General features: G+C 63.7%; 18 protein-coding genes. 10 read left to right on the forward strand and 8 right to left on the reverse strand.

The window, feature by feature from the left end; genetic code table 11:
- Positions 1-9 precede the first annotated feature (9 nt).
- Positions 10-1926 carry a phosphatidylglycerol lysyltransferase domain-containing protein gene (locus PSAL_RS04525; RefSeq protein ID WP_119840075.1) on the reverse strand — a complete coding sequence of 639 codons (1917 nt, stop codon included), beginning with the start codon at positions 1924-1926 and terminating at the stop codon, positions 10-12.
- A gap of 383 nt (positions 1927-2309) precedes the next feature.
- Here PSAL_RS04525 and purC point away from each other — a divergent pair, with 383 nt between their 5' ends.
- The 6 genes from purC to PSAL_RS04555 all read left to right on the forward strand — a co-directional run bounded on the left by purC (position 2310) and on the right by PSAL_RS04555 (position 11161).
- Positions 2310-3068: a phosphoribosylaminoimidazolesuccinocarboxamide synthase gene (gene purC, locus PSAL_RS04530; protein WP_119840076.1), complete on the forward strand. Its 759-nt coding sequence runs from the start codon at positions 2310-2312 to the stop codon at positions 3066-3068.
- An 11-nt stretch (positions 3069-3079) separates the two neighbouring features.
- Positions 3080-3310, forward strand: coding sequence for a phosphoribosylformylglycinamidine synthase subunit PurS (purS, locus tag PSAL_RS04535; RefSeq protein ID WP_119840077.1), 231 nt, complete (start codon positions 3080-3082; stop codon positions 3308-3310).
- Between the two features lie 299 nt (positions 3311-3609).
- Positions 3610-4278, forward strand: coding sequence for a phosphoribosylformylglycinamidine synthase subunit PurQ (purQ, locus tag PSAL_RS04540; protein ID WP_119840078.1), 669 nt, complete (start codon positions 3610-3612; stop codon positions 4276-4278).
- A gap of 196 nt (positions 4279-4474) precedes the next feature.
- Positions 4475-6241 carry a sensor histidine kinase gene (locus tag PSAL_RS04545; protein WP_119840079.1) on the forward strand — a complete coding sequence of 589 codons (1767 nt, stop codon included), beginning with the start codon at positions 4475-4477 and terminating at the stop codon, positions 6239-6241.
- Between the two features lie 40 nt (positions 6242-6281).
- Positions 6282-7616, forward strand: a complete 1335-nt coding sequence (locus PSAL_RS04550; protein WP_119840080.1) for a sigma-54-dependent transcriptional regulator — start codon at positions 6282-6284, stop codon at positions 7614-7616.
- A gap of 710 nt (positions 7617-8326) precedes the next feature.
- Complete coding sequence (locus PSAL_RS04555; RefSeq protein ID WP_119840249.1) at positions 8327-11161, forward strand: Rne/Rng family ribonuclease; 2835 nt, start codon at positions 8327-8329, stop codon at positions 11159-11161.
- 112 nt (positions 11162-11273) lie between these two features.
- On the opposite strand, the gene PSAL_RS04560 is transcribed toward PSAL_RS04555, so the two are convergent.
- Both PSAL_RS04560 and katG read right to left on the reverse strand, forming a co-directional pair.
- Positions 11274-11501: a sulfurtransferase TusA family protein gene (locus PSAL_RS04560; protein WP_119840081.1), complete on the reverse strand. Its 228-nt coding sequence runs from the start codon at positions 11499-11501 to the stop codon at positions 11274-11276.
- Between the two features lie 112 nt (positions 11502-11613).
- The gene (gene katG, locus PSAL_RS04565; protein WP_119840082.1) at positions 11614-13785 is read right to left on the reverse strand and encodes a catalase/peroxidase HPI; all 2172 of its coding nucleotides are present in this window, start codon (positions 13783-13785) and stop codon (positions 11614-11616) included.
- Positions 13786-14209: 424 nt separating this feature from the next.
- Between katG and PSAL_RS04570 the strand changes: the two genes are divergently transcribed.
- From PSAL_RS04570 to PSAL_RS04580, 3 genes are all read left to right on the forward strand, one after another.
- Positions 14210-14959, forward strand: coding sequence for a cytochrome c biogenesis CcdA family protein (locus tag PSAL_RS04570; protein WP_119840083.1), 750 nt, complete (start codon positions 14210-14212; stop codon positions 14957-14959).
- 125 nt (positions 14960-15084) lie between these two features.
- Positions 15085-16317 (forward strand): hypothetical protein, encoded by a 1233-nt coding sequence (locus tag PSAL_RS04575; protein ID WP_119840250.1) that lies wholly within the window; start codon positions 15085-15087, stop codon positions 16315-16317.
- Complete coding sequence (locus tag PSAL_RS04580; RefSeq protein WP_119840084.1) at positions 16314-17672, forward strand: cytochrome P450; 1359 nt, start codon at positions 16314-16316, stop codon at positions 17670-17672. The genes PSAL_RS04575 and PSAL_RS04580 overlap by 4 nt, the downstream gene beginning before the upstream one ends.
- A gap of 147 nt (positions 17673-17819) precedes the next feature.
- Here the strand turns inward: PSAL_RS04580 and PSAL_RS04585 are convergent, their stop codons facing one another.
- Positions 17820-20222, reverse strand: a complete 2403-nt coding sequence (locus PSAL_RS04585) for a GcvT family protein (protein WP_119840085.1) — start codon at positions 20220-20222, stop codon at positions 17820-17822.
- 306 nt (positions 20223-20528) lie between these two features.
- Between PSAL_RS04585 and PSAL_RS04590 the strand changes: the two genes are divergently transcribed.
- A complete protein-coding gene (locus tag PSAL_RS04590) occupies positions 20529-21701 on the forward strand; it encodes a DUF2254 domain-containing protein (RefSeq protein WP_119840086.1) in 1173 nt (390 codons plus the stop codon).
- 18 nt (positions 21702-21719) lie between these two features.
- On the opposite strand, the gene PSAL_RS04595 is transcribed toward PSAL_RS04590, so the two are convergent.
- The 4 genes from PSAL_RS04595 to PSAL_RS04610 all read right to left on the reverse strand — a co-directional run bounded on the left by PSAL_RS04595 (position 21720) and on the right by PSAL_RS04610 (position 26174).
- Positions 21720-23039, reverse strand: a complete 1320-nt coding sequence (locus tag PSAL_RS04595) for an HlyC/CorC family transporter (RefSeq protein WP_119840087.1) — start codon at positions 23037-23039, stop codon at positions 21720-21722.
- Positions 23040-23180: 141 nt separating this feature from the next.
- A complete protein-coding gene (locus PSAL_RS04600; protein WP_119840088.1) occupies positions 23181-24125 on the reverse strand; it encodes a tyrosine recombinase in 945 nt (314 codons plus the stop codon).
- Positions 24125-26035, reverse strand: a complete 1911-nt coding sequence (locus PSAL_RS04605) for a hypothetical protein (RefSeq protein ID WP_119840089.1) — start codon at positions 26033-26035, stop codon at positions 24125-24127. Before PSAL_RS04605 ends, PSAL_RS04600 begins: the two co-directional genes overlap by 1 nt.
- The gene (locus PSAL_RS04610; protein ID WP_196222832.1) at positions 26025-26174 is read right to left on the reverse strand and encodes a hypothetical protein; all 150 of its coding nucleotides are present in this window, start codon (positions 26172-26174) and stop codon (positions 26025-26027) included. The genes PSAL_RS04605 and PSAL_RS04610 overlap by 11 nt, the downstream gene beginning before the upstream one ends.
- Positions 26175-26196 lie beyond the last annotated feature (22 nt).

Genomic DNA, 26196 nt, shown 5'->3' on the forward strand with positions numbered 1-26196 from the left:
GGCGCGGGATCACCTCCGCGCGGCAGGAGCGGCTGCCCCATCCCGTTCATACGCGCTGCGCGCCGGGGTTGAAAGGGTCGGGGCCCGTGGGGCCGGGCGTCGCATCGCCAGGGCCAGGTCGGCTGCCCCCAGGATAAGCTGCAGGCGACCCGGGGCTGCCATGTAAAGAGGCACCCGGCGCGGAGAGAAGCTGTCCTTGAAGCGGATCAGCCCCTCGCCACCCGAGCGGCGCGCGACATACTGGCGCAATCGGGCCAAAAGGGGGGCTTCGCGCAAATCACGGGCAGGCATGGCGGCCAGGGACAGCGCCCGGCCTTCTTTCGCGCCATCCCGGGCGGCCGCGACGATCAACTTATGCATGGTCCCGTCCGGAAGACCCAGTCCATGACGCATGAGATCGAGGCAGAGTTCGTGTCGGTTTTCGTGGAATGTGACATAGGCCACCAGCGCATTATTTTCCCAGGCACAGTAAAGTCGCTGATGCGCCACGTAATCCGGGTCATAGCGTCCGGTCGACAGACCTCGGGCCTGACCATGCTCCCTGACCCAGATCCGGTCGAGGGCGGCCATCGTCTCAACGGGCATGGTGTCAGGCCGGGTCACTGTAATACCGGCCTTTTCGGCATTGCGCAGCTTGCGGCGCAGTTGGCGATATCGTGAGCCCTCAAGAGTCAATTCGCCCGGTTGGATCACAGCCTCGTCCGCGATGCGCAGCACGTTCCAGCCGGCACGCCGTGCTTCCAGCGCCGGGGCGGCCGTGCATTTGTAGACCAATGCCATCCGGTTGGACGACCGCGCGGCGCAGGCCAGCCGCGGCAGCAAGGGACCGAGACCGCCGGTCAGCGGATCGAAGAGCAGTGTCAGGCTTTGCGGTGTGTCGATGACCAGCCCCGCGCAGTGGGAAGCGCCCAGCAGACGCGCCCCGTTCTGCCGCGCCAGTCCGGATTCCGATCGGGGCGCCAGGTCCAGTAACAGCTCCGGAATGCTGCGTGGAACGTGTCGGCGGGGGATGTCGAACAGGGTGGAACGACGTCTCTGGAGGATCTGGAATGACGCGTAAGTTACTGCGATAAATGCGGGAATCGCATAGTAGACCAGTCGAAAGGCCAGGACGGCGGCCATCAGTTCGCTGCCCGGAATCTGCGGCAGCAAGGCCAGCAAGGTCAACTCGAACGGGCCGACGCCACCGGGTGTGCCTGCAAACAGCCCCGCTCCCAGTGCAAGCAGGAAACAGGGCAACAGTGTCCCGAAGGATACCCCTTCGGGCAGAAGGATGTGAAACGCAATCGCCGCTGAAAAGGTGTCGATCATCGCAAAGAAGGCGATGGCCAGCATGGCCTGGATCGAGGGGAACCGGAATCTCCACCAGCCAAGACGTAGCTCCGGCAGCAATAGCGAACAGGCCGGCAGTGTCAGGCCGACAGCCAGTGACAGGACCGCCAACCCCTTGGGGATCAGCGCCGGGGCCAGGATCAGCCCTGAAAGGCCGGTCACGACCGCCCAGGCCATCAGGAAGGACACTGAAACCGCCGCTGTCACCTGTGCTGCCTTCAGAGTGCCAATCTGGGGCAAAAGTTTCCAGCGTGCGACGGTGCCGGTCACGATACCAAGGCCCAGGACCTGCCCCAGGGCGATGGCGCTGGCGCCCGATGCCTGGGCTTCGGCGTCCGAAACCCCGGTGCGCAGATGCCGGTGCATGACAGCGTCATAGCGCCCAAGCGCCCAGAAGCTTAACGCCGTGGCGGCGAAGGAGCCTGCCCATTGGGCGGCCGTGACTTCGCGAAAAGCCTGCCAGAGCGTCTCGGGATCGAGCGCCGAAAGCCGTCCGGCCAGCAACCAGATGCAAATACCGCCAACGACAAGCGGCAGACCAAGACGCATCCATCCATTGCGTCTGCGCGGGGGAGCGTCATTCGCCATGGTCATTGTTCTGTCCTTTCCACTCACTCCCTCGAAGGGATTAGGGCGGCTTTCTTGCTGGTTGCTTAAATCAGGAGGACGAGACCGCACGAATTTGACCGATTACCCCGGCACTGCACAATCTTGAATGAATAATAAATATTTTTAATCAGATAATTGCAGGGCAAACTTCATGTAGGAAGTCGGCGGATGCAGGTGTCGGCGTCAATAAGGCTCATAGAGCGAGACCTGGCCGCCTCACCGGCCGGAGATCCGGGAAATGGTCGATATATAGGAAAAACCACGGCTCTATGCGCGGTAAGCTGACGCTCACTTGCGGCAGGGGCGGCCTTGCACTAAGAGATCGCATCGGCAAGACTCTTCCGCTCATTCACGAGAGGCCCAGGCCCATGGCGCGACGCAAGAAAATCTACGAAGGCAAGGCCAAGATCCTCTATGAAGGCCCCGAACCAGGGACCATCGTGCAGTATTTCAAGGATGATGCGACTGCTTTCAACGCCCAGAAAAAGGACGTGATCGAAGGCAAGGGTGTGCTGAACAATCGCCTTTCGGAGTTCTTCATGAGCGGGCTGAACGGGATCGGAGTGCCGACCCATTTCATTCGTCGCCTGAACATGCGCGAACAACTGTGCCGCAGCTGCGAGATCATCCCGCTTGAGGTCATCGTGCGCAATGTCGCCGCCGGCAGCCTGTCCAAGCGTCTCGGGATCGAGGAAGGCACGCCGCTGCCGCGTCCGATCGTGGAATATTGCTACAAGGACGACGCGCTTGGCGACCCTATGGTCAGCGAAGAACATATCGCGGCCTTCGGTTGGGCCAGCCAGCAGGATATGGATGACATCGTGCACCTCGCGCTGCGGGTGAACGATTTCCTGTCCGGCGTGATGCTTGGCGCAGGCATTCGACTGGTCGATTTCAAGATTGAAATCGGGCGTGTCTATGACGGTGATTTCCAGCGGCTTGTCGTCGCGGATGAGATCAGCCCCGACAGCTGCCGTCTCTGGGATATGGAATCGGGGGAGCACCTCGACAAGGATGTCTTCCGCCGCGATCTGGGCAGCCTGACCGATGCCTATACCGAAGTCGCCCGTCGTCTGGGCGTGATGCCCAAGTCCTCGGGCCCAAGTAAACCGACCCTGATCAACTGAGGAGCCCGCCGATGAAAGCCCGTATCCATGTCATGTTGAAAAACGGCGTTCTGGATCCCCAGGGAGAGGCCGTGCGCCATGCGCTCGGCGGTCTCGGTTTCGACGGGGTCGAAGGCGTGCGTCAGGGCAAGGTGATCGAGCTGGATCTGGCAGATGGAACGCCAGAGGACAGCGTGGCCGAGATGTGCGAAAAGCTGCTCGCCAATACTGTGATCGAAAGCTACTCGATCGAGTTCGTCTGAAGGCTGTAGTTTCACGTCTCCTGCTATTGTTTCTGCCCGCCGAAGCCTCTTCGGCGGGCATTTTCAATCGCGTCTGTCTTGCTTGTTCGCGCTGTCGTTATTGGGGGCTCTGCCCCCTGGCCCCCCGGGATATTTCCAACAGGGAAACATGCGAAGGGAGGTCGGTCGGGTCAGACCTTTGGTCGGGAAGATGCAAATAAGTCAGATGGCTTGCCTTGAAGGCCCCAGCGGGCGTAAAGAGCACGAGATGATGCAAGCCATTCCGACACCCATTTTCCAATGCCCAGAGGTGCCTGCCGATGAAAGCCGCTGTTCTCGTTTTTCCCGGGTCCAATTGCGACCGTGATCTGAAAGTCGCTCTGGAGGCCGTCGGCGCCGAGGTGACCATGGTATGGCACAAGGAAAGCGCGCTACCCGATGGGGTCGATCTGGTCGGAGTGCCGGGTGGCTTTTCCTATGGAGACTATCTGCGGTGCGGCGCAATCGCGGCCAATTCTCCGATCTGTGCCGAGTTGAAGCGCCATGTGGACCGCGGCGGCTATGCGCTCGGTATTTGCAATGGGTTCCAGATCCTGACCGAAACCCGAATTCTTCCCGGCGCGTTGATCCGCAACGCCGGGCTCAAATATATTTGCAAACATGTGCCGTTGAATGTGCAGACTTCGGACTCGATATTCACTCAAGGCTATAATGCCGGGGCCATGGTCTCGATCCCGATCGCGCATCACGACGGAAATTACCAGGCTGATGCTGCACTGCGTGCCGACCTTGAACAGGCCGATCGGATCGCCTTTACCTACGAACACAATCCCAACGGCTCGGCTGGCGATATTGCCGGCGTTCTCAGCGCAAACCGCCGCGTGCTTGGTATGATGCCGCATCCAGAACGGGCCGCCGATGCCGGTCATGGCGGCACCGAGGGCGCCGCGCTCTTTACCGGGATTGCCGGCGCTCTTGTCGCCGCCTGAGTTTGTCTTCCGGTCAAAACGGAACATTTTCTCCGTTTCCCTGTTCCAAATATCCCGGGTGAATTGCGCCCCTCGGGGCGCAAGAGGGCAGAGCCCTTCTTCTTCAGCCACAAGGTATCTGTCCATAGGCGGGGGTCTGCCCAAACCCACTTCGCGCTCTCTTGAGCGGCGCTGCGGGGCGGCGTAATCTGCGCCGATGGTAGTTCCCCAATCCAGTAAGGTCCGCTCTCGGGTCAGATCAGGCCGCACGGTCAGCTGGCGCGCACGGCTGGCGCTTGGGCTGTTCCTCGCACTGGTCATCAGTGTCGTGGTGACCACCAACGGTTTTCTCATGGCCCGGTTCACGGAAACGACTCGCAATCGGGCTGAATTGCGTCTCGCCCTGTTCGGTGCCAATCTGGTCAGCGAGCTGCGGCGGAATTCCATCGTTCCGCAATTGCTGGCACGCGATCCCGAGTTGATCAGCGCGCTCAACACTGCCGATTACAGCCAGTCGACGCAACGACTGCTGTCCTTCCTCGACGAAATTGGCGCGGCCAGTCTGATGTTGCTGGATAGGGATGGTCGCACGGTGGCGGCGACGGATCGCAATCGGCTGGGAGAGCAGCACCGTGGCGACGCCTTCTTCATCGAGGCGCAGCGGTCCAATGAAACCGTCTTTTCGGTGATCGCACGTGAAGCTCCCGGGTTTTTGTTTACCTATTCTCGACGGATTGAAAGTCAGGGCCAACTGATTGGCGTCATCGTTGTCGAGGTCGACCTGCAGAAGTTCGAACGAAGCTGGGCGGGAATTTCCGACGCGCTTCTGGTCATGGATGGACCGGGACAGATCATCCTGTCGACCGAACCACGCTGGCGCACCCTGACCGAAGCCGAGGCCGTGGCCCGCGAAACCCCAAGTTCGGCGATCCAGAAGGCGTTGCAGGCCACGGCGGATTGGGGTTCTGATGTCGATGGCTATCTGGAAGGCGAAGCCGTCATGCGGGTTTCCAACCGCATTCCGTTCCGCGGCTGGACTGTGGCCAGCTATACCACCTATGCCAGTGTGCGCGAAAAGGTGAACGGCGTGTTGGCCTTGGAAATCATGGGTTTTGCCATCCTGCTGGCGCTGGCTTTCTATGCGCTCAGCCGCAAGACCATGTTGCGGATGGATATCTTCCGCCGCGAATCCGCCGATCTGCGCGCCCTGAACGAACGCCTCCAGCGCGAAATCGCGGAGCGGGAGCGGATGGAGAAGAGCCTTGAGGTGGCAGAACAGACCCTGCTGCAAAGCCAGAAGCTGGCAGCTCTGGGCGAAATGTCGGCTGCCGTTAGCCATGAACTGAACCAACCCCTGGCGGCGATGAAGACCTACCTCGCCGGGGCAATGCTTCTGCTGCGGCGCAACCGCCCGGAGGAGGCGCTGTCGAGCTTCGGACGTATCGACGATCTGATTGGCCGCATGGGCCAGATCACACGCCAGCTGAAAAGCTTTGCGAGCAAGGGGGGGGCGACCTTTGTGCCGGTGAATGTGGGCGAGGCACTTGCCTCGGCCCTGGCGATGATGGAACCGCAGTTGCGCCAGCGCAAGGTGCGCATCACCCGCGCGGTGCCCGAACGCCCGGTGATGATCATGGCCGACCGCGTGCGCCTGGAACAGGTGATGATCAACCTGCTGCGCAATGCGCTGGATGCAACGTCGAACCTGGCAGAAGCGCAGATCGACATCCTGCTGTCGGCAGGCGAGACCGCAACGCTGACCGTGCGTGACAACGGCACCGGCATTCAGGACCTCGAGGCATTGTTCGAACCTTTCTACACCACCAAGAAACCCGGCGACGGGGTGGGGCTTGGCCTCGCCATCTCGACCGGGATCGTGAATGACCTCGGCGGACGCCTCACCGCGCGCAATGCGGAAGATGGGGGGGCTGTTTTTGAAGTACAGCTGCCTATCTTGTCAGAAGAGATCGAAGCCGCGGAATAGAAAATTACCATTCGCAAAACGCGAGACCGGAGAGTTACCCATGCAAAAGGCCATGAAAATCGCGATCGTTGATGACGAGCAGGACATGCGTCAGTCGATCAGCCAATGGCTTGCCCTGTCAGGCTACGACACAGAAACCTTCCCGAGCGCGGAAGACGCCCTGAAGAAGCTCGGCCCGGACTATCCCGGTATCGTGATTTCCGACATCAAGATGCCGGGTATGGACGGGATGTCCTTCCTCAAGAAACTGATGGGATCGGACAGCGCCTTGCCGGTTATCATGATTACCGGCCATGGCGATGTGCCCATGGCGGTTGAGGCCATGCGCCTTGGGGCCTTTGACTTCCTTGAAAAGCCCTTCAATCCTGAAAAGATGACCGCCCTTGCCAAGAAGGCCGCCAATGCGCGCCGCCTTGTCATGGACAACCGCCAGCTACGCCGGGAATTGTCGGACGGCGGCCAGATCATGAAGAAGCTGATCGGCACCTCGCCAGTGATGGAACGGTTGCGCGAAGATATCCTCGATCTTGGTCAGGCGGATGGCCATGTGTTGATCGATGGCGAGACCGGGACCGGCAAGACCCTTGTCGCCCATGCTCTGCACGCGGTCGGCGCGCGGGCCGGCAAGAAGTTCGTGCTGATATCCTGCGCCGCCCTCGAAGAAGAAGCGCTGGCGAAGCGCCTTTTCGGTCCGATGCAGCCCGAGGACAGCCAGTTGCCCGCCATCGAAGAAGCCCGCGGTGGCACGCTGGTCCTGGAAGATGTCGAGGCCCTGTCCGACAGCCTGCAAGCCCGCCTTCTGAACGCTATCAACGAACAGGGGATGCCCGGCGAGACCCGAATCGTGGCGATTTCCAACCTGCAGGAACAGGACCGCACCTGCGAAGATGTGCTGCGCCCGGACCTGTTCTACCGTCTTGCCGCCCTGCGCATCACGGTCCCGCCACTGCGTCAGCGCGGCGAGGATATCCTGACGCTTTTCACGCGTCTGGGTGAGCAGTTCGCCGATGAATATGGCTGCGAATCCCCCCAAGTCACAGCGCAGGAAGCCGCCCAGCTTCTTCAGGCCCCTTGGCCGGGTAACGTGCGTCAGTTGATCAACGTCGCCGAACGTGCGGTTCTGCAATCCCGTCGAGGCTCCGGCACGATCGCCTCGTTGTTGATGAGCGATCACGAGGAAATGCAGCCAGTCATGACGACAGAGGGCAAGCCGCTGAAGGAATATGTCGAAGCATTCGAGCGGATGTTGATCGACAACACGATGCGGCGGCACAAGGGCTCTATCGCCAGCGTGATGGACGAACTCTGCCTGCCGCGTCGCACATTGAACGAAAAAATGGCGAAGTATGGACTGCAACGGGCCGATTACCTCTGATTTCCAGGCAGTGGGGGCTCTGCCCCCGCCACGGCAAGCCGTGTCCCCCCGGGATATTTGAAACAGGGAAACGGGTAGAGGTTCCTGCATGTTTCCCTGTCGGAAATATCCCCGCCGGAGGCATGAAAACTCTTGTTCCGTTGGGGTGGAGCTGCGGTGGGGCAATGTCGGAGGCACCCTGTTGGATGGCGGCCCCGTCTGGGAAAACGCATCGACCAATCGGCGCTCGAAGTGCGAAAAACTGCTCTTGAAAAGGGAATGTGCCAATTTGGTCATTGTCAGGGCATGGCTCTCCACCTTATGTTCATGAAACGGCCCCTAGTTTGGGCCGAGACAGTTTCGCCGGATCCGGGTTGGCATGTATGACCACCGGCTTCGGGCCGATTGAACCCGCAAGGGTTTCGCACTCGCCGGAAGGCTTCGGGACAAAAACCCAAGTCTGTTCGGCATAGAATGGGCGGGCGACCGTTCGGGGCAGGGTCTTCGTGAAGGCCACCTCGGGTGGGTACAGCACCGTCGGAGAAGAAACGCGATGAAGCGTGCGAGGATCGAGACAGCCCTGGGAAGCGCCGTAACCGGCGCCCGCGGCGCTGCCGACCGTGACGCCTTTATCGCCCCTGACAGTCGCAACCTCAGCACCTCCGCCCCGCCGGGCAGGCCCATTGGGTCGTCCGCCGCCAGGGGGCGTTCGCGTTGCGCATATGGTTATCATGGCAAAGAAGATGCTTATCGATGCGACCCACGCGGAAGAAACCCGCGTTGTGGTCGTGGACGGAAACAAGGTTGAGGAATTCGACTTTGAATCAGAGAACCGGCGCCAGCTTGCCGGCAATATCTACCTCGCCAAAGTTACGCGGGTAGAGCCCTCGCTTCAGGCGGCCTTTATCGATTACGGCGGCAACCGGCACGGTTTCCTGGCCTTTTCGGAAATCCACCCGGATTATTACCAGATCCCCGTCGCCGACCGTCAGGCGCTGATGGAGGAAGAGCGGGCCTATGCCGAGGCATTGAAGGCGCGCGAAGACGAAGACGAGAAGCCCAAGCGCCGGTCCCGGTCGCGGTCCCGCTCCAAGGCTCAGGAAACGGCTTCGGACGATGCGGTCGCGACGCAGGAGGTCTCTGGCGAGGACGCGGGCGACAAGACCGACGCCGCTTCGGCGAAACAGATCGGTGGCATGGAAACCATCGATCTGGACGAGGATGACAACGACGACGTGGAAGAGGGCAGCTCTCCCATGGAGACCGTGCGTGAGACTCCGGTCGCCGAATCCGAGGATGACGACGACAGCAATGATGACGACGACAGCGACGACGGGGATGATGCTCCGGGCCGTGGTCGGAGAGATGCGCAGTCCAAGGACAGCGAGATCGAGAGCGTCGCCGACGAAGACGATCACGAGGATATCCGTCCTCCGCGCAAGCCGCGTGCCAAGCGGTATCGCATCCAGGAAGTCATCAAGGTCCGCCAGATCCTTCTGGTGCAGGTCGTCAAGGAAGAACGCGGCAACAAGGGCGCGGCGCTGACCACCTATCTGTCGCTGGCGGGACGCTATTGCGTGCTGATGCCGAACACTGCCCGCGGGGGCGGCATTTCGCGCAAGATCACCAATGCCGTCGACCGCAAGAAACTGAAGGAAATCGCGACCGAAATCGACGTGCCCTCGGGGGCCGGTCTGATCGTGCGGACTGCCGGTGCCAAGCGCACCAAGTCCGAGATCAAGCGCGATTACGAGTACCTGCAGCGCCTTTGGGAACAGATCCGCGAGCTGACGTTGAAAAGCATCGCTCCGGCGAAGATCTATGAAGAAGGTGACCTGATCAAACGCTCGATCCGCGACCTTTACAGCCGCGAGATCGACGAGGTTCTGGTGGAAGGCGAACGCGGCTACCGCAACGCCAAGGACTTCATGAAGATGATCATGCCGTCCCACGCCAAGAACGTGAAGCATTACGCCGAACAGTTGCCGCTGTTTGCCCGCTTCCAGGTCGAAAGCTATCTGTCGGGCATGTTCAATCCCGTCGTGCAGCTGAAATCCGGCGGCTATATCGTCATCGGCATCACCGAGGCGCTTGTTGCCATCGACGTCAACTCCGGCCGGGCCACCAAGGAAGGTTCGATCGAGGAAACCGCGACGAAGACCAACCTTGAGGCCGCCGAAGAGGTTGCCCGCCAGTTGCGTTTGCGCGACCTTGCCGGGCTGATCGTCATCGACTTCATCGACATGGACGAGCGTAAGAACAACCTCGCCGTCGAAAAGCGTATCAAGGACAAGCTGAAGACGGATCGCGCCCGTATCCAGGTCGGTCGTATCTCGGGCTTCGGCCTGATGGAGATGTCGCGCCAACGTCTGCGGCCCGGCATGCTGGAGGCAACAACACAGCCTTGCAGCGTCTGCCATGGCACGGGTCTGATCCGGTCGGACGACAACGTGGCGCTGAACATCCTGCGCCAGATCGAGGAAGAGGGCACCCGTCGCCGCACCCGTGAAGTTCTGGTGAAGGCCCCGATCGCGATCGCCAACTACCTGATGAACCAGAAGCGCGAACATGTCGCCCAGATCGAGTCGCGCTATGGCATGGCTGTCCGGATCGAAGGCGACCCGCATCTGATCTCCCCCGATTTCGAGATGGAGAAGTTCAAGACCGCGACTCGCAAGGTTGTCGAAGCGGCGCATGTGGTTTCGGCCAATACCTCGCTGATGGATGACATCGACGACGAGGCACAGGACGATGTTCACGAGGAAGCGGTCGAGGAAATCGAGACCCCCGAGACGGCAGACGCTCCGGCGCAGGAACAGCAGCCCGAAGGCGAACGGTCCGATGATCAACCCAAGCCCAAGCGGCGCCGTCGGCGTCGGCGCAAGAAGAAGGGTGGGTCGGGCGATGACGACATGTCCTCGGATAGCGACAACGGGTCCGACAATGGGTCCGACAGCGAGACGCGCAGTGACGAGACGGAGAACGCATCGGGCAACGACGGGAAATCGTCGAACCGCCGGTCTTCGGGTCGGGGACGTCGCGGTGGCAACAGGGGTCAGGATACCGACACCGTTGCTGCGGAAACCGGGACCGAAGCTGCGGTGCCAGTAGCCGAAGCTGCCGTGCCCGAAAAAGGGACACCCGAGACACCGGCCGAAGCCGTTGCAGCAGCGGAGGTTGCCGCACCGGCACCTGCGGAGGTCGCGGATCTGCCCCCGGCAGAGATCCCGGTCGATGCTCCGGCTGAAGTTGTCGCTGCCGCCGAAGAAACCCATGAGGCACAGGAACCTGTCACGCAGGATCCTGAACCCGAAGAAGCGGTCGAAGCGACTGCGGCTCCCGAAACGGTGACCGAGGCAGACACAGCCACGGATGAGGTTTCCAAGGCGGTTGCTGCCGATCCGGTCGCAGAAGAGGCCCCCGAGGCCGCGCAACCCGAGGCACAATCCGATAGCGCAGTGACGCCCGAACCGTCCCCCGAGCCGGTCATGGCCGAGGAAACCACCGAGGCCAGCGCCGAGGCGGACGACAAGCCCAAGCGTCGTGGCTGGTGGTCGCGGGGCTGATCGCCCGGCACTGCTGACGAACTGTAAACGGAAACGCGCCTCGCAGGGACATCCTGCGGGGCGCGTTTTCATTTGTGGGCGGGAAATGCGTTGTGGCGCGGCGGCAGCGGCCTCAGGCCGATTTGCGGATCACGAAGACATGATGCCCGCCGCAGTCTTCTGCTGACAGCATCTCGTGCCCCGATTGATTGCAGAAATGCGGCATGTCGATCTGCGCCATTGGGTCATCGGTCAGCACCCGCAGGCAGGTACCGGGCGCAATGGCGTTCAGGCGTTTGCGGGCGCGCAGGACGGGCAGGGGGCAGCGCAGGCCACGGGCATCTACTTCCAGTATCTCCATCCCCTTGGCTTAGGCACCCTTGGCCATCCTGTCCAGCGGACACGAAAAAAGGGGCCCCATCCGGAGCCCCCTTTCGATTTCAGCCAAGCCACCCGCAGGCGGCAGGGATCGCTTACAGATCGAAGCGGTCGGCGTTCATGACCTTGGTCCAGGCTGCGACGAAATCATTGACGAACTTGCCGCCATTGTCGTCCTGGGCATAGACTTCGGAGTAGGCGCGCAGGATCGAGTTCGACCCGAGCACCAGGTCAACGCGGCTGGCGGTCCATTTGACGGCACCGCTCTTGCGGTCGCGGATTTCGTAGCTGTTCCTGCCGGTCGGGACCCAGGTAAAGGCCATGTCCGTCAGGTTGGCGAAAAAGTCGGTGCTGAGCGTTCCGACGCGATCGGTAAAGACCCCACGGGTATCGCCGCCATAGTTGGCGCCCATGGCCCGCATGCCGCCGATCAGGACCGTCATTTCCGCAGCGGTCAGGCCCAGAAGCTGGGCACGGTCCAGAAGCATCTCTTCGGGGCTGACGACATAGTCCTTCTTCTGGAAGTTGCGGAAGCCATCGGCCACCGGTTCCAGAGCGTCGAAGCTATCCGCGTCGGTCATCTCGTCGGTCGCATCGCCACGACCCGGTGCGAAGGGCACCGCGATGTCGTAACCGGCTGCCTTCGCCGCCTGTTCGACCCCAACGTTACCGGCCAGGACGATGGTATCGGCCAGGCTGGCACCGGCTTGCTCGGCCAGCGGGGACAGAACGGCAAGCACCTTGGCCAGACGCTCGGGCTCGTTGGCTTCCCAATCCTTCTGGGGCGCCAGACGGATGCGCGCGCCATTGGCACCGCCCCGCATGTCCGACCCGCGATAGGTCCGTGCGCTGTCCCAGGCCGTTGCGACCATCTCGGGCAGGCTCAGACCGGAAGCGGCGATCCTGGCCTTCAGGTTGCCGACGTCGTAGCCCTTGGTACCGGCGGGGATCGGATCCTGCCAGATCAGGTCTTCGGCGGGCACATCGGGGCCGGTGTAGCGGGCCTTGGGGCCCATGTCGCGGTGCGTCAGCTTGAACCATGCGCGGGCGAAGGTGTCCGAGAAATACTCCGGGTCTGCCATGAACTTCTTGCAGATCGCGTTGTAGATCGGGTCGACCTTCATCGCCATGTCGGCATCGGTCATCATCGGCATGCAGCGGATCGAGGGGTCTTCCACGTCGACGGGCATGTGCGCTTCGTCGATGTCGACCGGCTTCCACTGGTGGGCACCGGCGGGCGAGGTCGTCAGTTCCCATTCGTAGCCGAACAGCATCTCGAACCAGCCCATGTCCCATTTGGTCGGGTTGGCTGTCCAGGCACCTTCGATCCCGGAAACCACCGTGTCGCGGCCAACGCCACGGCCCTTGGTGTTCATCCAGCCGATGCCCTGGAATTCGACGTCCGCCGCTTCGGGATCTTCGGACAGGTCGCCCGCGTCACCGTTGCCGTGGCTCTTGCCAATCGTGTGGCCACCGGCGGTCAGAGCTGCGGTTTCCTCGTCGTTCATGGCCATCCGGGCGAAGGTTTCGCGCACCATGGCGGCGGTCTTCATCGGATCGGGTGTGCCGTTGACCCCTTCGGGGTTCACATAGATCAGGCCCATCTGGACGGCCGACAGCGGGTTTTCCAGCGATGCCGCGTCCGCGACGTCGTCGTAACGGGTGTCGGAGGGGGCAAGCCATTCCTTTTCCGCGCCCCAGTAGACGTCCTTTTCCGGATGCCAGATGTCTTCGCGACCGAAGGCAAAGCCAAAGGTCTTCAGGCCGGCGACTTCATAGGCGATGGTACCGGACAGGATCATCAGGTCCGCCCAGGACACGGCATTGCCGTACTTCTTCTTGATCGGCCACAGAAGGCGACGCCCCTTGTCGGTGTTCACGTTGTCGGGCCAGGAGTTCAGCGGCGCGAAACGCTGGTTGCCGGTGCCGCCACCGCCACGGCCATCGGCCAGACGATAGGAACCTGCGGCGTGCCAAGCGACGCGCGCGAACATGCCAACGTAGGAGCCCCAGTCCGCCGGCCACCATTCCTGGCTTTCGTTCATCAGCGCGCGCAGATCATTCTTCAGCGCTTCGACGTCCAGGGTCTTGAGCGCTTCGGAATAATCGAAGTCCGGACCCATCGGGTTGGTCTTGCTGTCGTGCTGGTGCAGGATGTCGAGGTTCAGACCATTGGGCCACCAGCTGGTGACCGAACTGCCCGTGCTGGTCATCCCGCCGTGCATCACCGGGCATTTGCCCCCGCTGGCCATATCATTTCCGTCCATAGTTTTTTCCTCCGGCAAAGAAGCGTTGGTTTATCGTCCGTCCGTCAGGGCAGCAGGGCAGATCGGGTGGAGTCGTTCCCCAATCCCCGACCTCTGCCTGTCGGCTTGCCCGTTGCAAACGTTCTACCAGCCCGATTGCATAGAAAGAAATTCAATTTTCGGAAAGTTTTGATAATTTAAGATTATGGAAGGCGCTCGACCCCCGGTTCTCTCCGACCGATTGCCTGCCTGACCTCTGTCTCGGTGTTTCAGGCTGCGGTCCCGGAATCTTGCCTCGGTTCGCCCTATGGGTGAACCCCCTTAACGGGCCGGATCTGCAGGGCAGGGTTTGCGGGTGGAAAAGACCGCAGGGGACACGCGGCTGTGAAAGCCCTGCGACCTATCGGCCCGTGACCTCGGGGGCGGGGATGTATAGACCTTGGCCATGTTCGGAATCGAGATCATGGATGCGGCCCTGTTGCCCGCAATGCTGGTGGCCGCCCTTGCCGGGCTGGTGTCCTTCCTCAGCCCCTGTGTGCTGCCCATCGTGCCACCTTACCTGGCCTATATGTCCGGGGTCAGCATGGCCGATCTGGGGCGCGACGGCGCGCGGTGGCGGGCGCTTTTGCCGGCGCTGTTCTTCGTGCTGGGGCTGTCCACGGTCTTCCTGTTCCTCGGCTTCGCGGCTTCGGCCCTTGGCGCGGTCTTCCTGGCCTATCAGGGCTGGTTCAACACGATCGCCGGGATCGTCGTCATGATCTTCGGCCTGCATTTCCTCGGCATCCTGCCCATCGGCTTCCTGAACCGCGAGGCGCGTATGGATGCGGGCGACCGGGGTGGCACGGCGTTCGGAGCCTATGTGCTTGGCCTCGCATTTGCCTTCGGCTGGACGCCCTGCATCGGCCCGCAGCTTGGCGCGATCCTGTCGCTGGCCGCCTCCGAGGCCTCGGTGACGCGTGGGATGCTGTTGCTGGGCGTCTATGCGGCCGGTCTCGGCATTCCCTTCCTTCTGGTTGCGGCCTTCCTGCCACGGCTGGCGGGCACCATGGCCTGGATCAAGCGCCATATGGGCGCCATTGAACGGCTCATGGGGCTGTTGCTCTGGACCATCGGGCTGATGATGCTCACAGGGGGCTTTTCGCGCTTTTCCTACTGGCTTCTGGAAAGCTTCCCCGGTCTTGCCACCCTCGGCTGAGCAGCGGCACAGGCTTTGCCCCTTGGGGGCTTAACTTCGCGGCTTCGGCCTTCTAACCTGATCCCCTGAAGCAGGGGCAGGAGAGATCAGTGACCGGCGCAGCCAGGATCGAGGGCAGGGATGGCATGCGCCCCGTAACGCGGCGCAAGGTGTTCTATATCCCCGGTTTCGACCCGATCCACCCGCGCCGCTACCGAGAGCTATATCGCAAGGAATCATCCGTTCAGGCCGCGATATCCGGTTACGAGATTTCACAGACCCCGCAACCCGGAGGCCGGGCCGTGGGGATCCCCTATGGCTGGACCGTTGCCGCACGGATTGAAGGGGCGGATGTGACGGCCGATATCTCGGTTCTCACCTGGACGGATATCGTGCGCGACAGCATGGGCACTTCGATCGCGGCGACCTACGGCGCGCTGCTGCGCACGGCCTGGGTCTATATTTCGACCGGAGCGTTGTTCCGCCTGATGCGCCTGCGCAAGGGGCCGGTGATCGCGGCGCTTTACCCGGTGGGGTTTTTGTTGCTGCAACTGGGGATCGCGCTTGGGTTGGGCCTGCTGGCCGCCCGACTGGTGGCGATGGGTGTCGAGGGGATCGCCCCGATGATCGGGCCTGTCGTCGGGGCGCTGATGGGGGTGGCGTTGTGCGTGGCGGTGCTGATCTGGTTCCGGCGGCGCGATGGCCGCTATTTTGCCTATTACCTGATGCATGATTACAGTTTCTCGGCCCGGCACCGGGGCGCCAATCCCGCGGCGCTAGAAACCCGGATGCGGGACTTTCGCGCCCTGATCACCGAGGCGCTGGACCAGGATTGGGACGAAGTGCTGGTGATCGGCCATAGCTCTGGCGCGCATCTGGGCATTTCGATTCTGGCCGATCTGCTGCGCGCGGGGCCGCTGGCGAAGACTGGCCCGGCGCTGTCCTTCCTGTCGCTGGGGCAGGTGGTGCCGATGGTCTCCTTCTTGCCGAAGGCGGACCGGTTGCGCGGTGATCTGGCCTTTCTTTCCGCGCAAACAGATGTCTTCTGGCTGGATGTCAGCGCGCCGGGGGATGGCTGCGCCTTTGCGCTTTGCGATCCCGCCGGGGTCAGCGGCGTCGCGCCCGAGGGCCAGGTTGCGCCGCTGATCCTGTCCGCGGCCTTCACCCAGACCCTCAGCCCCGCTCGGTGGAAAGCCTTGCGCTGGCGGTTCTTCCGCCTGCATTTTCAGTACCTCTGTGCCTTCGATAGACCTGGCGCCTACGACTATTTCCGCATCACGGCCGGGCCCCAAAACCTGCGCGACAGGTTTGCAGGTGCCGCTCCGTCGCAAAGCCGGATCACCAGGGCGGTCAACCGCCATACCTCGGTCTCGTCATGAGCCCGCACGATCCACCGCTGCCACCCAAGCCCCCGGCACGTGCTGGCCGTGTCAGCCTGCTGGCCTATGCGCGGTTGTTCCGCAAGGATATCCTGTCGGCCCAACCGGCGCGGCTGTATCGGGCCTGGATGGCCGAATTTCGCACGCCCTTCTTCCGCTCCTACCTGATCAACCAGCCCGACCTGTTGCGCCAGGTGCTGAAGGAACGCCCGGCGGAGTTCCCGAAAAGCAACCGGATCAGCGAAGGGCTGCGCCCGCTTCTGGGCAATAGTGTCTTTGTCACCAATGGCGACACCTGGGCGCGCCAACGCCGCATCATCGACCCGGCCTTCGAAGGCGGGCGGCTGAAGGACACCTACCCGGCGATGAAATCCGCCGCCGAGGCCTGCGTCGTCCGCCTGCGCCCCGGTCCGGTCGAGATCGAAGAGGAAATGAGCCACGCCACCGCCGACGTGATCTTTCGCACGCTGTTCTCGATCCCGATCGACGATGCGCGGGCGGCCGAGGTCTTTCACGCCTTTCAGGCCTATCAACGCAGCCAGCCGATCCTGAACCTTGCGGCCTTCCTGCCGCTGCCCCGCCTGATGCCCCGCCTGTTCCGACGCGACACGCGGGCCAATGCGCGTCGCATCCGGGCGCTGATCACCGAGATGACCGAAGCACGCAGCGCCGAGATCGCCGCCGGCACCGCGCCGGATGATTTGGCCACCAAGATCATGACGACGCCGGACCCTGAAACCGGTGCCTGTTTCGAAGCGCAGGAAATGGTCGATCAGGTCGCGATCTTCTTCCTGGCGGGGCATGAAACCAGTGCGTCGGCGCTTGGCTGGACACTCTATCTGCTGGCCACGCATCCGGAATGGCAGGAAAAGGCCGCTGCCGAGGCCCGGCTTGTCGCGCCCGGTGTCGCCGGTCTGGCGCGGCTTGATCTGACCCGGGACGTCTTTCGCGAAGCCCTGCGCCTGTATCCCCCCGTGCCGATGATGGTGCGCGAAACCACCCGCCCGGAGCGTTTCCGGGATCGGGACCTGCCGCGCGGCGGGCAGATCGTTTTGAGCCCCTGGCATCTTCATCGCCACGAAAGGCTCTGGGATAATCCCGACGGCTTCGATCCTTCCCGCTGGCAGACCGACAACGGACGGCGCTGCCAGCGCGATGCCTACATGCCGTTTTCGGCAGGGCCCCGGATCTGTCCGGGGGCGGGGTTCGCGATGATCGAAGGGGTGCTGATCCTGTCGGAAATCCTGCGCAGCTATCGTCTGGAACCCATTCCGGGTGACATCCCGCGCCCCGTGGCCCATCTGACGGTGCGCAGCGAAAACGGCATCCGCCTGCGTCTGGTGCCGCGGACCTGAAGAGGGGGCTCTGCCCCCCACAGTGTCCGGCAACCCCGTCCCCCGGAGTAATTTCGACAGGATGAAACCGGACAGAGGATACGCCGAGCCCCATTTCCCCTGTGCGAAATGCTCCCGCCGGAGGCATGAAGGTCTTCGGTCCCGCCGTCAGCCACGCATACGGCTGGCATCGGTGTCAAAGCCGGTGTTTTCGATCACGACAGCCGGGCACATCCTGCCGAGGATCTCGATCTCGGCCTTGGTGCCGGGGATCGCGTCACCGACCGGCAGGAAGCCGAGCGCGAGGCTCTGGCCAAGATGATGCGAATAGCCGCCCGAGGTGCAATAGCCGACGACCTTCCCGCCCAGCCAGATCGGTTCATAGCCCTGCACATCGGCGTCCTGCGCCGTGACGCGGAAACCGCAAAGCTTGCGGGTGGGGCCGTTTGCCCGGTCCGCTTCGGCGGCCGGTTTGCCGATGAAATCGCGGGTCCAGTCGATGAACCGGTCAAGCCCGGTTTCCGCGGGTGTGTAATCGGGCGAAAACTCGTGCAGCCAGGATCCGAACAGCCGGTCGAGGCGCAGCGACATCATGGCCCGCATTCCGAAGGGTGTGATCCCGAGCGGTTCGCCCGCCTTCCAGAGCACCTGCCAGAGCGCCCGTTGCGCCATCGGGTCGCAATAAATCTCATACCCCAGATCCCCGGTGTAGGAGACCCGCTGCACCAGACAATCGACCATCCCGATGCTCATCTGCGCCACGTCGAGAAAGCGCATCGCGGCGACATCGCTGCGTGTGCAGGCCTGCAGCAGCGCGCGGGCCTTCGGGCCGGCGATCTGGAACCCCGTCGACAGGTCCGAGATGTTGCGCACCTCGACGCCGTCTTCGGCCTGCGCCTCGAACCAGCGCATGTGGTAATCCTGCGCGGAATAGGAGGCGGTCAGGCGGAACGCGTCTTCGCCCAGGCAAGAGATCGTGAAATCCCCGATGATCCGCCCCGATGGCGCCAGCATCGGGGTCAGGGAAATCCGGCCGGGCCGGGGCAGGCGTCCGGCCATGACCCGGCCCAGCCAGGCCCGCGCGCCGGGGCCGGTCACGCTGTACTTGCCGAAATTCTGCACCTCGTTGATCCCGACCGCGCCGCGCACGGCGGCGACCTCTCGCCCGGTGGCTGCGAAAGCGTTGGAGCGGCGGAAGCTGGGGGTTTCATAGCGTGGTTCATCCGCGGCGGCGAAGTAATTGACCACCTCCAGCCCGTATTGCTGACCCCAGACCGCGCCCATGGTATCGAAAATGTCGTACATCTGCGTGGTGCGGAAGGGGCGTGCGGCGGGCTTTTCCTCGTTCGGGTAGGCGACCGAGAACCGGGTCTGGTAGTTCTCGATGACCTTGGGGCGTGTATAGCCCGGCGTGATCCAGCGCCCGTAGCGGGCCACGTCCAGCGCCGAGGTGTCGCGTTCGCATTCGCCCTCGACCATCCATTGCGCCAGCATCAACCCGACGCCGCCGCCCTGGGAAAACCCGGCCATGACGGCGCAGGCTGACCAGTAGTTGCGCATTCCCGGCACCGGCCCGACCAGTGGATTGCCGTCGGGTGCAAAGGTGAAGGGGCCGTGGATCACCGATTTAACACCGGCGGTTTCCAGCACCGGGAAACGGCGATAGGCGAATTCGATGGAATCGCCGATCTTGTCCAGATCATCGGGCAGCAATTCGTGACCAAAGCTCCAGGGCGTGCCATCCACGGCCCAGGGTTTGGCCTGTTGTTCGTAGAACCCGATGCAAAGCCCGCGCCCTTCCTGTCGCAGATAGCTTTCGCCGGCCGGATCCATGACATGGGGATGTTCGCTGTCGCGTTCGTAGATCTCGGGGATATCGTCGGTGACGATGTAGTGATGCTCCATCGGGTGCAGTGGCAGGTAGAGCCCGGCCATCGCCGCGACTTCGCGCGCCCAGAGACCGGCGGCATTGACCAGATGTTCGGCATGCACGGTGCCCTTGTCGGTCACCACGTCCCATGTGCCGTCGGGGCGCTGGTTGGTTTCGCGCACCATGCAATGGGTTTCGATCGTGGCCCCGGCCATGCGGGCGGCGCGGGCATAGGCGTGTGTTGTCCCGGACGGGTCCAGGTGTCCGTCGAGGGGATCGTAGAGCGCGCCGATGATCCCGTCGAGATTGGTGATCGGGCTGAGGTCGCGGATCTCGTCCGGCATCACGATCCGCGTATCCAGCCCCATGTGGCGATGCTTGGCCCGTTCGGCCAGTAGCATGTCGAACCGGTCCTGGCTGTCGGCCAGGGTCACGCCGCCGACATGATGCAGCCCGCAGGACATGCCGGTGATCTCTTCAAGCTCGCGATAAAGCCGGATCGTGTAGCCCTGCAGCGCGGCCATGTTGGTATCGCCGTTCAGGGTGTGGAACCCGCCCGCTGCATGCCAGGTCGATCCGCTGGTCAGTTCGGAGCGTTCCAGCAACAGGACATCCGTCCAGCCGAGCTTGGTCAGGTGATAAAGCACCGAACAGCCGACGACGCCGCCGCCGATGACCGCGACGCGGGTGGTGGTTTGCATGGCAGATTCCTTATGGCTATGCAGCGATGCTAGAAAGGCGACAGGCGCAGGCAAGCCGAAACGCGACATCCGGTGTCGGAAACAGGATTGGCGGTGCTGGCAAGGGGCTGCGCGGACCCCATGGCGGGCTGGCCGGCGCCGGCGTGGGCAATGGGACGGTCACGGATTGAGCAGGATGGACACCGGTGGCGGACATCGGACGCGATCCCGGCAAGGCACCGAAAAGACGATGGATCGGGTCGCGGTTCGGGTTAGTTAGTGGGGAGACCGCCCCCTTCATGCGCCGTCACGAGGAACACCATCCCGATGCTGCCATCCCTGCTTCGCAAAATTCATGAATTCTCGCGCCGTCTCGTGGTGCGGGTGCTGCTGATCGCGCTGCTGGCCGTGCTGGCGGTGCTGCTGTCCAAGCTGCTGGGGCGCGGCCTGCCGGAGGGGCTGGAAGGCCGTGTCGGGGCCGAGGCCGTGGACCGACTGTTGTCGATCATCGCCAATTCGATGCTGGCGGTCACCACCTTTTCGCTGACCGTGATGGCGGCGGCGCATCGCAATGTCTCGACCCTCTGGACGCCACGGGCGCATCAGATCCTGCTAGAGGACACCACCACCCACACGGTGCTTGCCACCTTCGTCGGGGCCTATCTTTTCGCGCTTCTGGCGATCATCCTGAAGGAAATGGACATCTTCGAAGGGCCGGGGCTGGTGGTGCTTTTTGCCATGACCCTGCTCGTGATCCTGTTGATCGTCGCGGCGATCATCCGCTGGATTTCCCATCTGGAGATGCTGGGCAGCCTGATCGGCACTGCCCAGAAGATCGAGGACAAGACCCGGGAGGCCTGGAAGATCCGGTCGGAATTTCCCTGTCTCGGGGCCAGCCCCCTGGAGGCCACCAGGATCCCCGAAGGCGCCACCGGGATTCGGGCGCCGCAAACGGGCTACCTTCAGGAAATCTATCAGGACCTGCTGCAAGAGGCCGCCAAGAAGGCGGATGGCCGGATCTGGATTACCGTGCCCGTGGGCGGTTTTATCTATCAGGGCCAGGTCTTTGCCCATTGCGAGGGCGATCTGGGGGAAGGCGTGCTGGAGAATATCCGCATCGGCTCCTTGCGGGACTTCGTGCAGGATCCGCATTTCGGCCTGACGTGTCTTTCCGAAATCGCGGTGCGCGGGCTGTCACCCGGCGTCAACGATCCGGGCACTGCCGTCGATATGCTGCGCCGGATCACGCGGATTCTGCTGGACGGCGCCTGTGCGCGCCATGACGGCCCGCTGCATGACCGGCTGTTCCTGCCGCCTCTGGATGTCGATGCGTTGGTCAACCGCCCGCTCTGGCCGGTGCTGATGGACGGGGCCGGGCGGCCCGAAATGGTGGGGCCGGTGGATGAAACCCTGACCGCGCTGGAAAGCCATGACCACGACGGTATCGCCGAGGCCGCCCGCGCCCTGCGCCGGAAGGCCAGGGATCTCAAGGCAGACTGAGCCCGGGCCCGATACGCTTCAGGACCAGGAGGAGGTTTCCAGCGGACGGATCTTGAGCCGGGTCAGGCGGTTTTCCTTGCGCGACAGCACCTCGAAGCGGAAGCCGTGGAACATGAAGACCTGGCCCACGGTGGGGATCATCTGCGCTTCGTGGATCACCAGACCGGCGATTGTGTTGGCCTCTTCGTCGGGCATCGACCAGTCCATTGCCCGGTTGAGATCGCGGATCGTCATCGAGCCATCGACCGTGTACTGCCCGTCGGCACCGGGGCGGACCTCTTCATCCGAGGTGGCGGGGTCGTGTTCGTCGGTGATCTCGCCCACGATCTCTTCCAGGATGTCTTCCAGCGTGATCAGCCCCTGCAACGCGCCATATTCATCGACCACCAGGGCAAAATGGGTGCGCATATGCAGGAACTGGCGCATCTGTTCATCGAGCGTCGTGGTCTCGGGGATGAAGTAGGGCTGCATCATCACGTCGCTCAGCTTGAAGGCATCCAGGGTCTCCTGCCGGGTGCGATCGCTGGCGCGCAGCGAATAAAGCGCCCGCAGCAGGTCCTTGGCATGCAGAATGCCGATGATGTTCTCGGGCTCGTCGCGGAACACGGGCAGGCGCGTGTGGTTCGAGGTCAGGCACTGGCTCAGGATGTCGTCGGGCGTGTCGTCGGCATTGATCGTCTCGATCCGCGAGCGGTGCAACATGATCTCTTCCACCGTGCGTTCGGACAGGTCGAGCGCGCCAAGGATCCGGTCGCGGTCTTCCTTTTCGACGACGCCTTCGGAATGGCCCAACTGCAGGGCGCCGGCGATTTCCTCGCGCACCGCAAGGATGCGGCTGTCCGGGTCGATGCGCACTCCGAAGATGCGCAGCACGGCCCGGACCAGCAGGCGGACGGCCGAAACCACGGGCGAAAAGATGCGGATGAAGATCGCGATGGGGGCCGCGACAAGCGAAGCCGCCGCCTCGGAATTGGTGATCGCGTAGGTCTTTGGCAGCACCTCGGCGAAGATCAGCACCAGCAGGGTCATCACCAGGGTCGCCAGCGCCACGCCGCTGTCTCCGAACAGGGTGGTGAACAGCGCGGTGGTCAGCGATGTGGCCAGGATATTGACCAGATTGTTGCCCAGCAGGACCGAGCCGATCAGGCGTTCGTTGTCTTCGGTGATCGTCAGCGCGCGTTCGGCACCGCGCGATCCCTTGTCGGCAAGGTTGCGCAGTTTGCCGCGCGAAGCCGCGGTCAACGCCGTTTCAGAGCCCGAAAAGAAGGCCGAGCAGACCAGCAGGGCGATGATCGCCCCGGCGGTGATCCAGAATGTCATGTCGAGACTGCTCAGCATGGGGCCTTCTGCCTTTGTGTGCGGGCCGGGCGGTCACCCGGCGCCGGCGTTTTGGTTCAAGCGGTTATGGGACGCGCAAGGCCGGGTTTCAAGGCCTCCGGGTGCGCATCGGCCGGCGTCCCATGCCCCTTGGAGGCCGGTTCAGGGTTGGCGGTTCAGCGGATGGTGCCCTTCCACCAGGTCCTTCAGCCGGTCTTCCAGCACATGGGTATAGATCTCGGTCGTGGTCAGGTCGGCATGGCCCAGCAGGGTCTGGATCGCGCGCAGGTCGGCGCCGTTTTCCAGCAGGTGGGTGGCAAAGGCATGGCGCAACCGGTGCGGCGTTACCCGGTCGGGCGACACCCCGGCGGCCACCGCGATTTCCTTGATCAGCAGGTAGAACCGGTGCCGCGTCAGATGGCCTTCGCGGGAGCGCGAGGGGAACAGGAACCGCGACACGGGCTTGCCGTCCAGCCGGGCCTGTTCCCCGATTTCGTCCAGCCGCGCCAGCCAGAGCGTCAGGGCCTCCTGCGCGGGGCCGGACAGGGGCACCATGCGTTCGCGCCCGCCCTTGCCTTGCACCAGAAGCATTTCTGGCCGCCCGCGCGCCGAGGCAATGGGCAGGGTCACCAGTTCAGTCACCCGCATTCCGGTGGCGTATAGAAGCTCGGTCAGGCAGGTGTTGCGCAGACGGTCGGCCTCGGTCCGGCCGGTGGTGCGTGCGGCGGACAGAAGGCGGTCGACCTCATCTATGCTGAGGGTCTTGGGCAGGCTGCGTGCGCGGCCCGGACCCCGGATGCGGATCGCGGGATTGTCGCTGCGCCAGCCTTCCTCGAAGGCAAAGCGATAGATCTGGCGGATCGCGGACAGGCGGCGGGCGCGGGTGGCGCGGGACAAGCCGTCCGCATCGCAGGCCACAAGGTAGGCTTCGATATCGGTCTGTTCGGCGTTGCGCCACCCCTTGCCCTTGCCGGTCAGCCAGCTGCGCACGTCCTTCAGGTCGCGGCCATAGGCCAGCAGGGTGTTGCGCGCCGCACCCGCCTCGGCCGCCTGGGCATCCAGAAAGGCGGGCAGCCAGCGGTCCTCGGGGGCCGGATCGGCGCCCATCAGCCGCGCCGTTCCAGCAGCAGCAGTTGCAGCGCGCCGCGACGGGCCGTGTCCTCGAGCCCCATGGCGCGGAAGGCGGCAAGGGCGGGTTCGGCATCCTTCATCTCGCCGGACATGGCGTTGGCATAAAGGCGCATGGCGGCCAGGATGGCTTCGCCAGAGCGCCCCTCGCCCAGAAGCGACAGGATGCGGGCGGGGGGCCGGGTGTCGGGGGAAAAGCCGCTGGCGACAAGGCGGGAATCGCGGTCATAGGCGCTGGCCTGATCGGGTTGACCCGCCGCGAGCGCCAGCAGGAAAGCGCTTTCCCGGTCCCGCGCCGTCAGGCGGCTGGCCTGTTCGGCGGGGTCCGGGCCCAGAAGCGCGGCATGCAGGGCCAGTTTACCCGCCTCGCCCGGCGCATCGGCATAGGCTGTCAATTGCGGGCCATAGATCTGGGCGAAGGGCACCTCCAGTTCGACCGCCATCATGGCCTGCCAGGCGGCAGGCAGGCGGGCCAGGATCGTCGCGCGATCCGGTTGGGCGGCCGAAATCGCGGTGTCGAACCGCTGAACGGCCGTCACCCGGTCCCAGATCCCGCCCGAGGCGGCGGGCCGGCCTTGCGAATAGATCCCCAGCAGCCGGTTGTCGGCCAGGGCACCGCTGGCCGCGACCCGTTCGGCGGCCTCCAGCTCGGCCTTCCAGCCGGTCAACCCGCGCAGGTCCGACACCGCAAAGGCGCGCGGCAGGGAAGAGGTCGGCAGCGGCTCTCCGATCCCTTCGGACAGGCGGAACAGCAGCGGCGTCACCGTGGCGGGCGGCGGCAGGGGCAGGGCGCCATCGTCCAGATCGTCATGCAGGAACCGGGTCAGCAGTCGCTCTTCGGTCGGGGAAAAGCGGCCAAGCACGCTACCGGTATCCAGGATCAGCGCCGCCGTCATCCAGTCCTGCGCCCGCGCCAGGCAAAAGACCTGGGCCGCTTCGCCAGGCGCAAGCTCGGGCGCGGCAATCATCGCGGCGCAGGCCTCGGTTTCAGTGCCGGCGATCAGAGACAGGTCGAACCAATCGGCGAACAGCCCCGGATCGCGGGACGGTCCAGCCAGGTCAATCAGTGCCAGCGCCGGTTCGACCGCGCCAAGATCCCGCAGCTTGGCAATCCGCGCGCGCAGCAGGCGAACGCCGCTGTCATCCGCAGGCGCCTCGGCCTCGGCCAGCAGCAGCATGTAAAGCAGGGATTGCATCGCCGGGGCGCCATCGACATTCAGCGTTGCGATTTGGCGGCCCAGTTCGCGGGACGAGCTGCCTTGCCAGAGGTCCGGTGACAATCCGGTGACCGACGCGGGCAGCAGGCCGACCGTCCCGCCCGATGTCTCGCCCAGTCCCAGCGTACGAACCGTGGGCACCGTGGCGCTATTGGCGACAGGGACTTCTTCGGGGGCAGGGGCGCGGCGGCCGGGGTCGTAATCGGGCATGGCGACGCTCAGCACCCCATTGCCCGAGGGGCGCGGCGTGACACCGGGGGCCGGGGTCGTGCCTGCGCCGGGCGCCGATCCGGTTGCGGCCGCATTCAGCCAGTTGATGGCCGAGATCGGCTGCCCCGGCCCGCCGGTCTGCGGGGGGGGCGCCGCCTGACGCGCAGCGGGCGCCTGGCCGGCGGTCCGATCTGCGGCAGGCGCCTCGGCACCGGAGGCAAGCCCCTGCGGCGGCACCAGAACGATGCCGTCTTCCAGCCCCGGAAGCACACCGGGCGGCAGCAGCGCGCCGGTATCTTCGGCCCCCGCCTGCGCATCCTCGTCGGTGGTCTCGGTAATCCCGCCGACAGTGCTGTCCTGGGCATGGACAACACCCGGCCCGGCCAGTGCCAGCCACAGGGCCGTCACCGCAAGGTCGCATGCCCGAAGCCCGGGCCGGAAGATCAATCTGTCAGTCGGCATCAAGGGTCAGCGGTGTCCTGTATTCCTGCATCGCAGGGGCAAAGTTCGCGCCAAGGGGCGGGCCGATATAGGCGTAGGCGATCAGCGCGATTCCGGCGAGGATCAGCAGATATACCAGCCATTTGAAGATGCTCAGCATGTGGTGGGCGCCCCATTTCCTT

Origin of the sequence: Pseudooceanicola algae (assembly GCF_003590145.2) — a bacterium.
Taxonomy (GTDB): Bacteria; Pseudomonadota; Alphaproteobacteria; order Rhodobacterales; family Rhodobacteraceae; genus Pseudooceanicola; species Pseudooceanicola algae.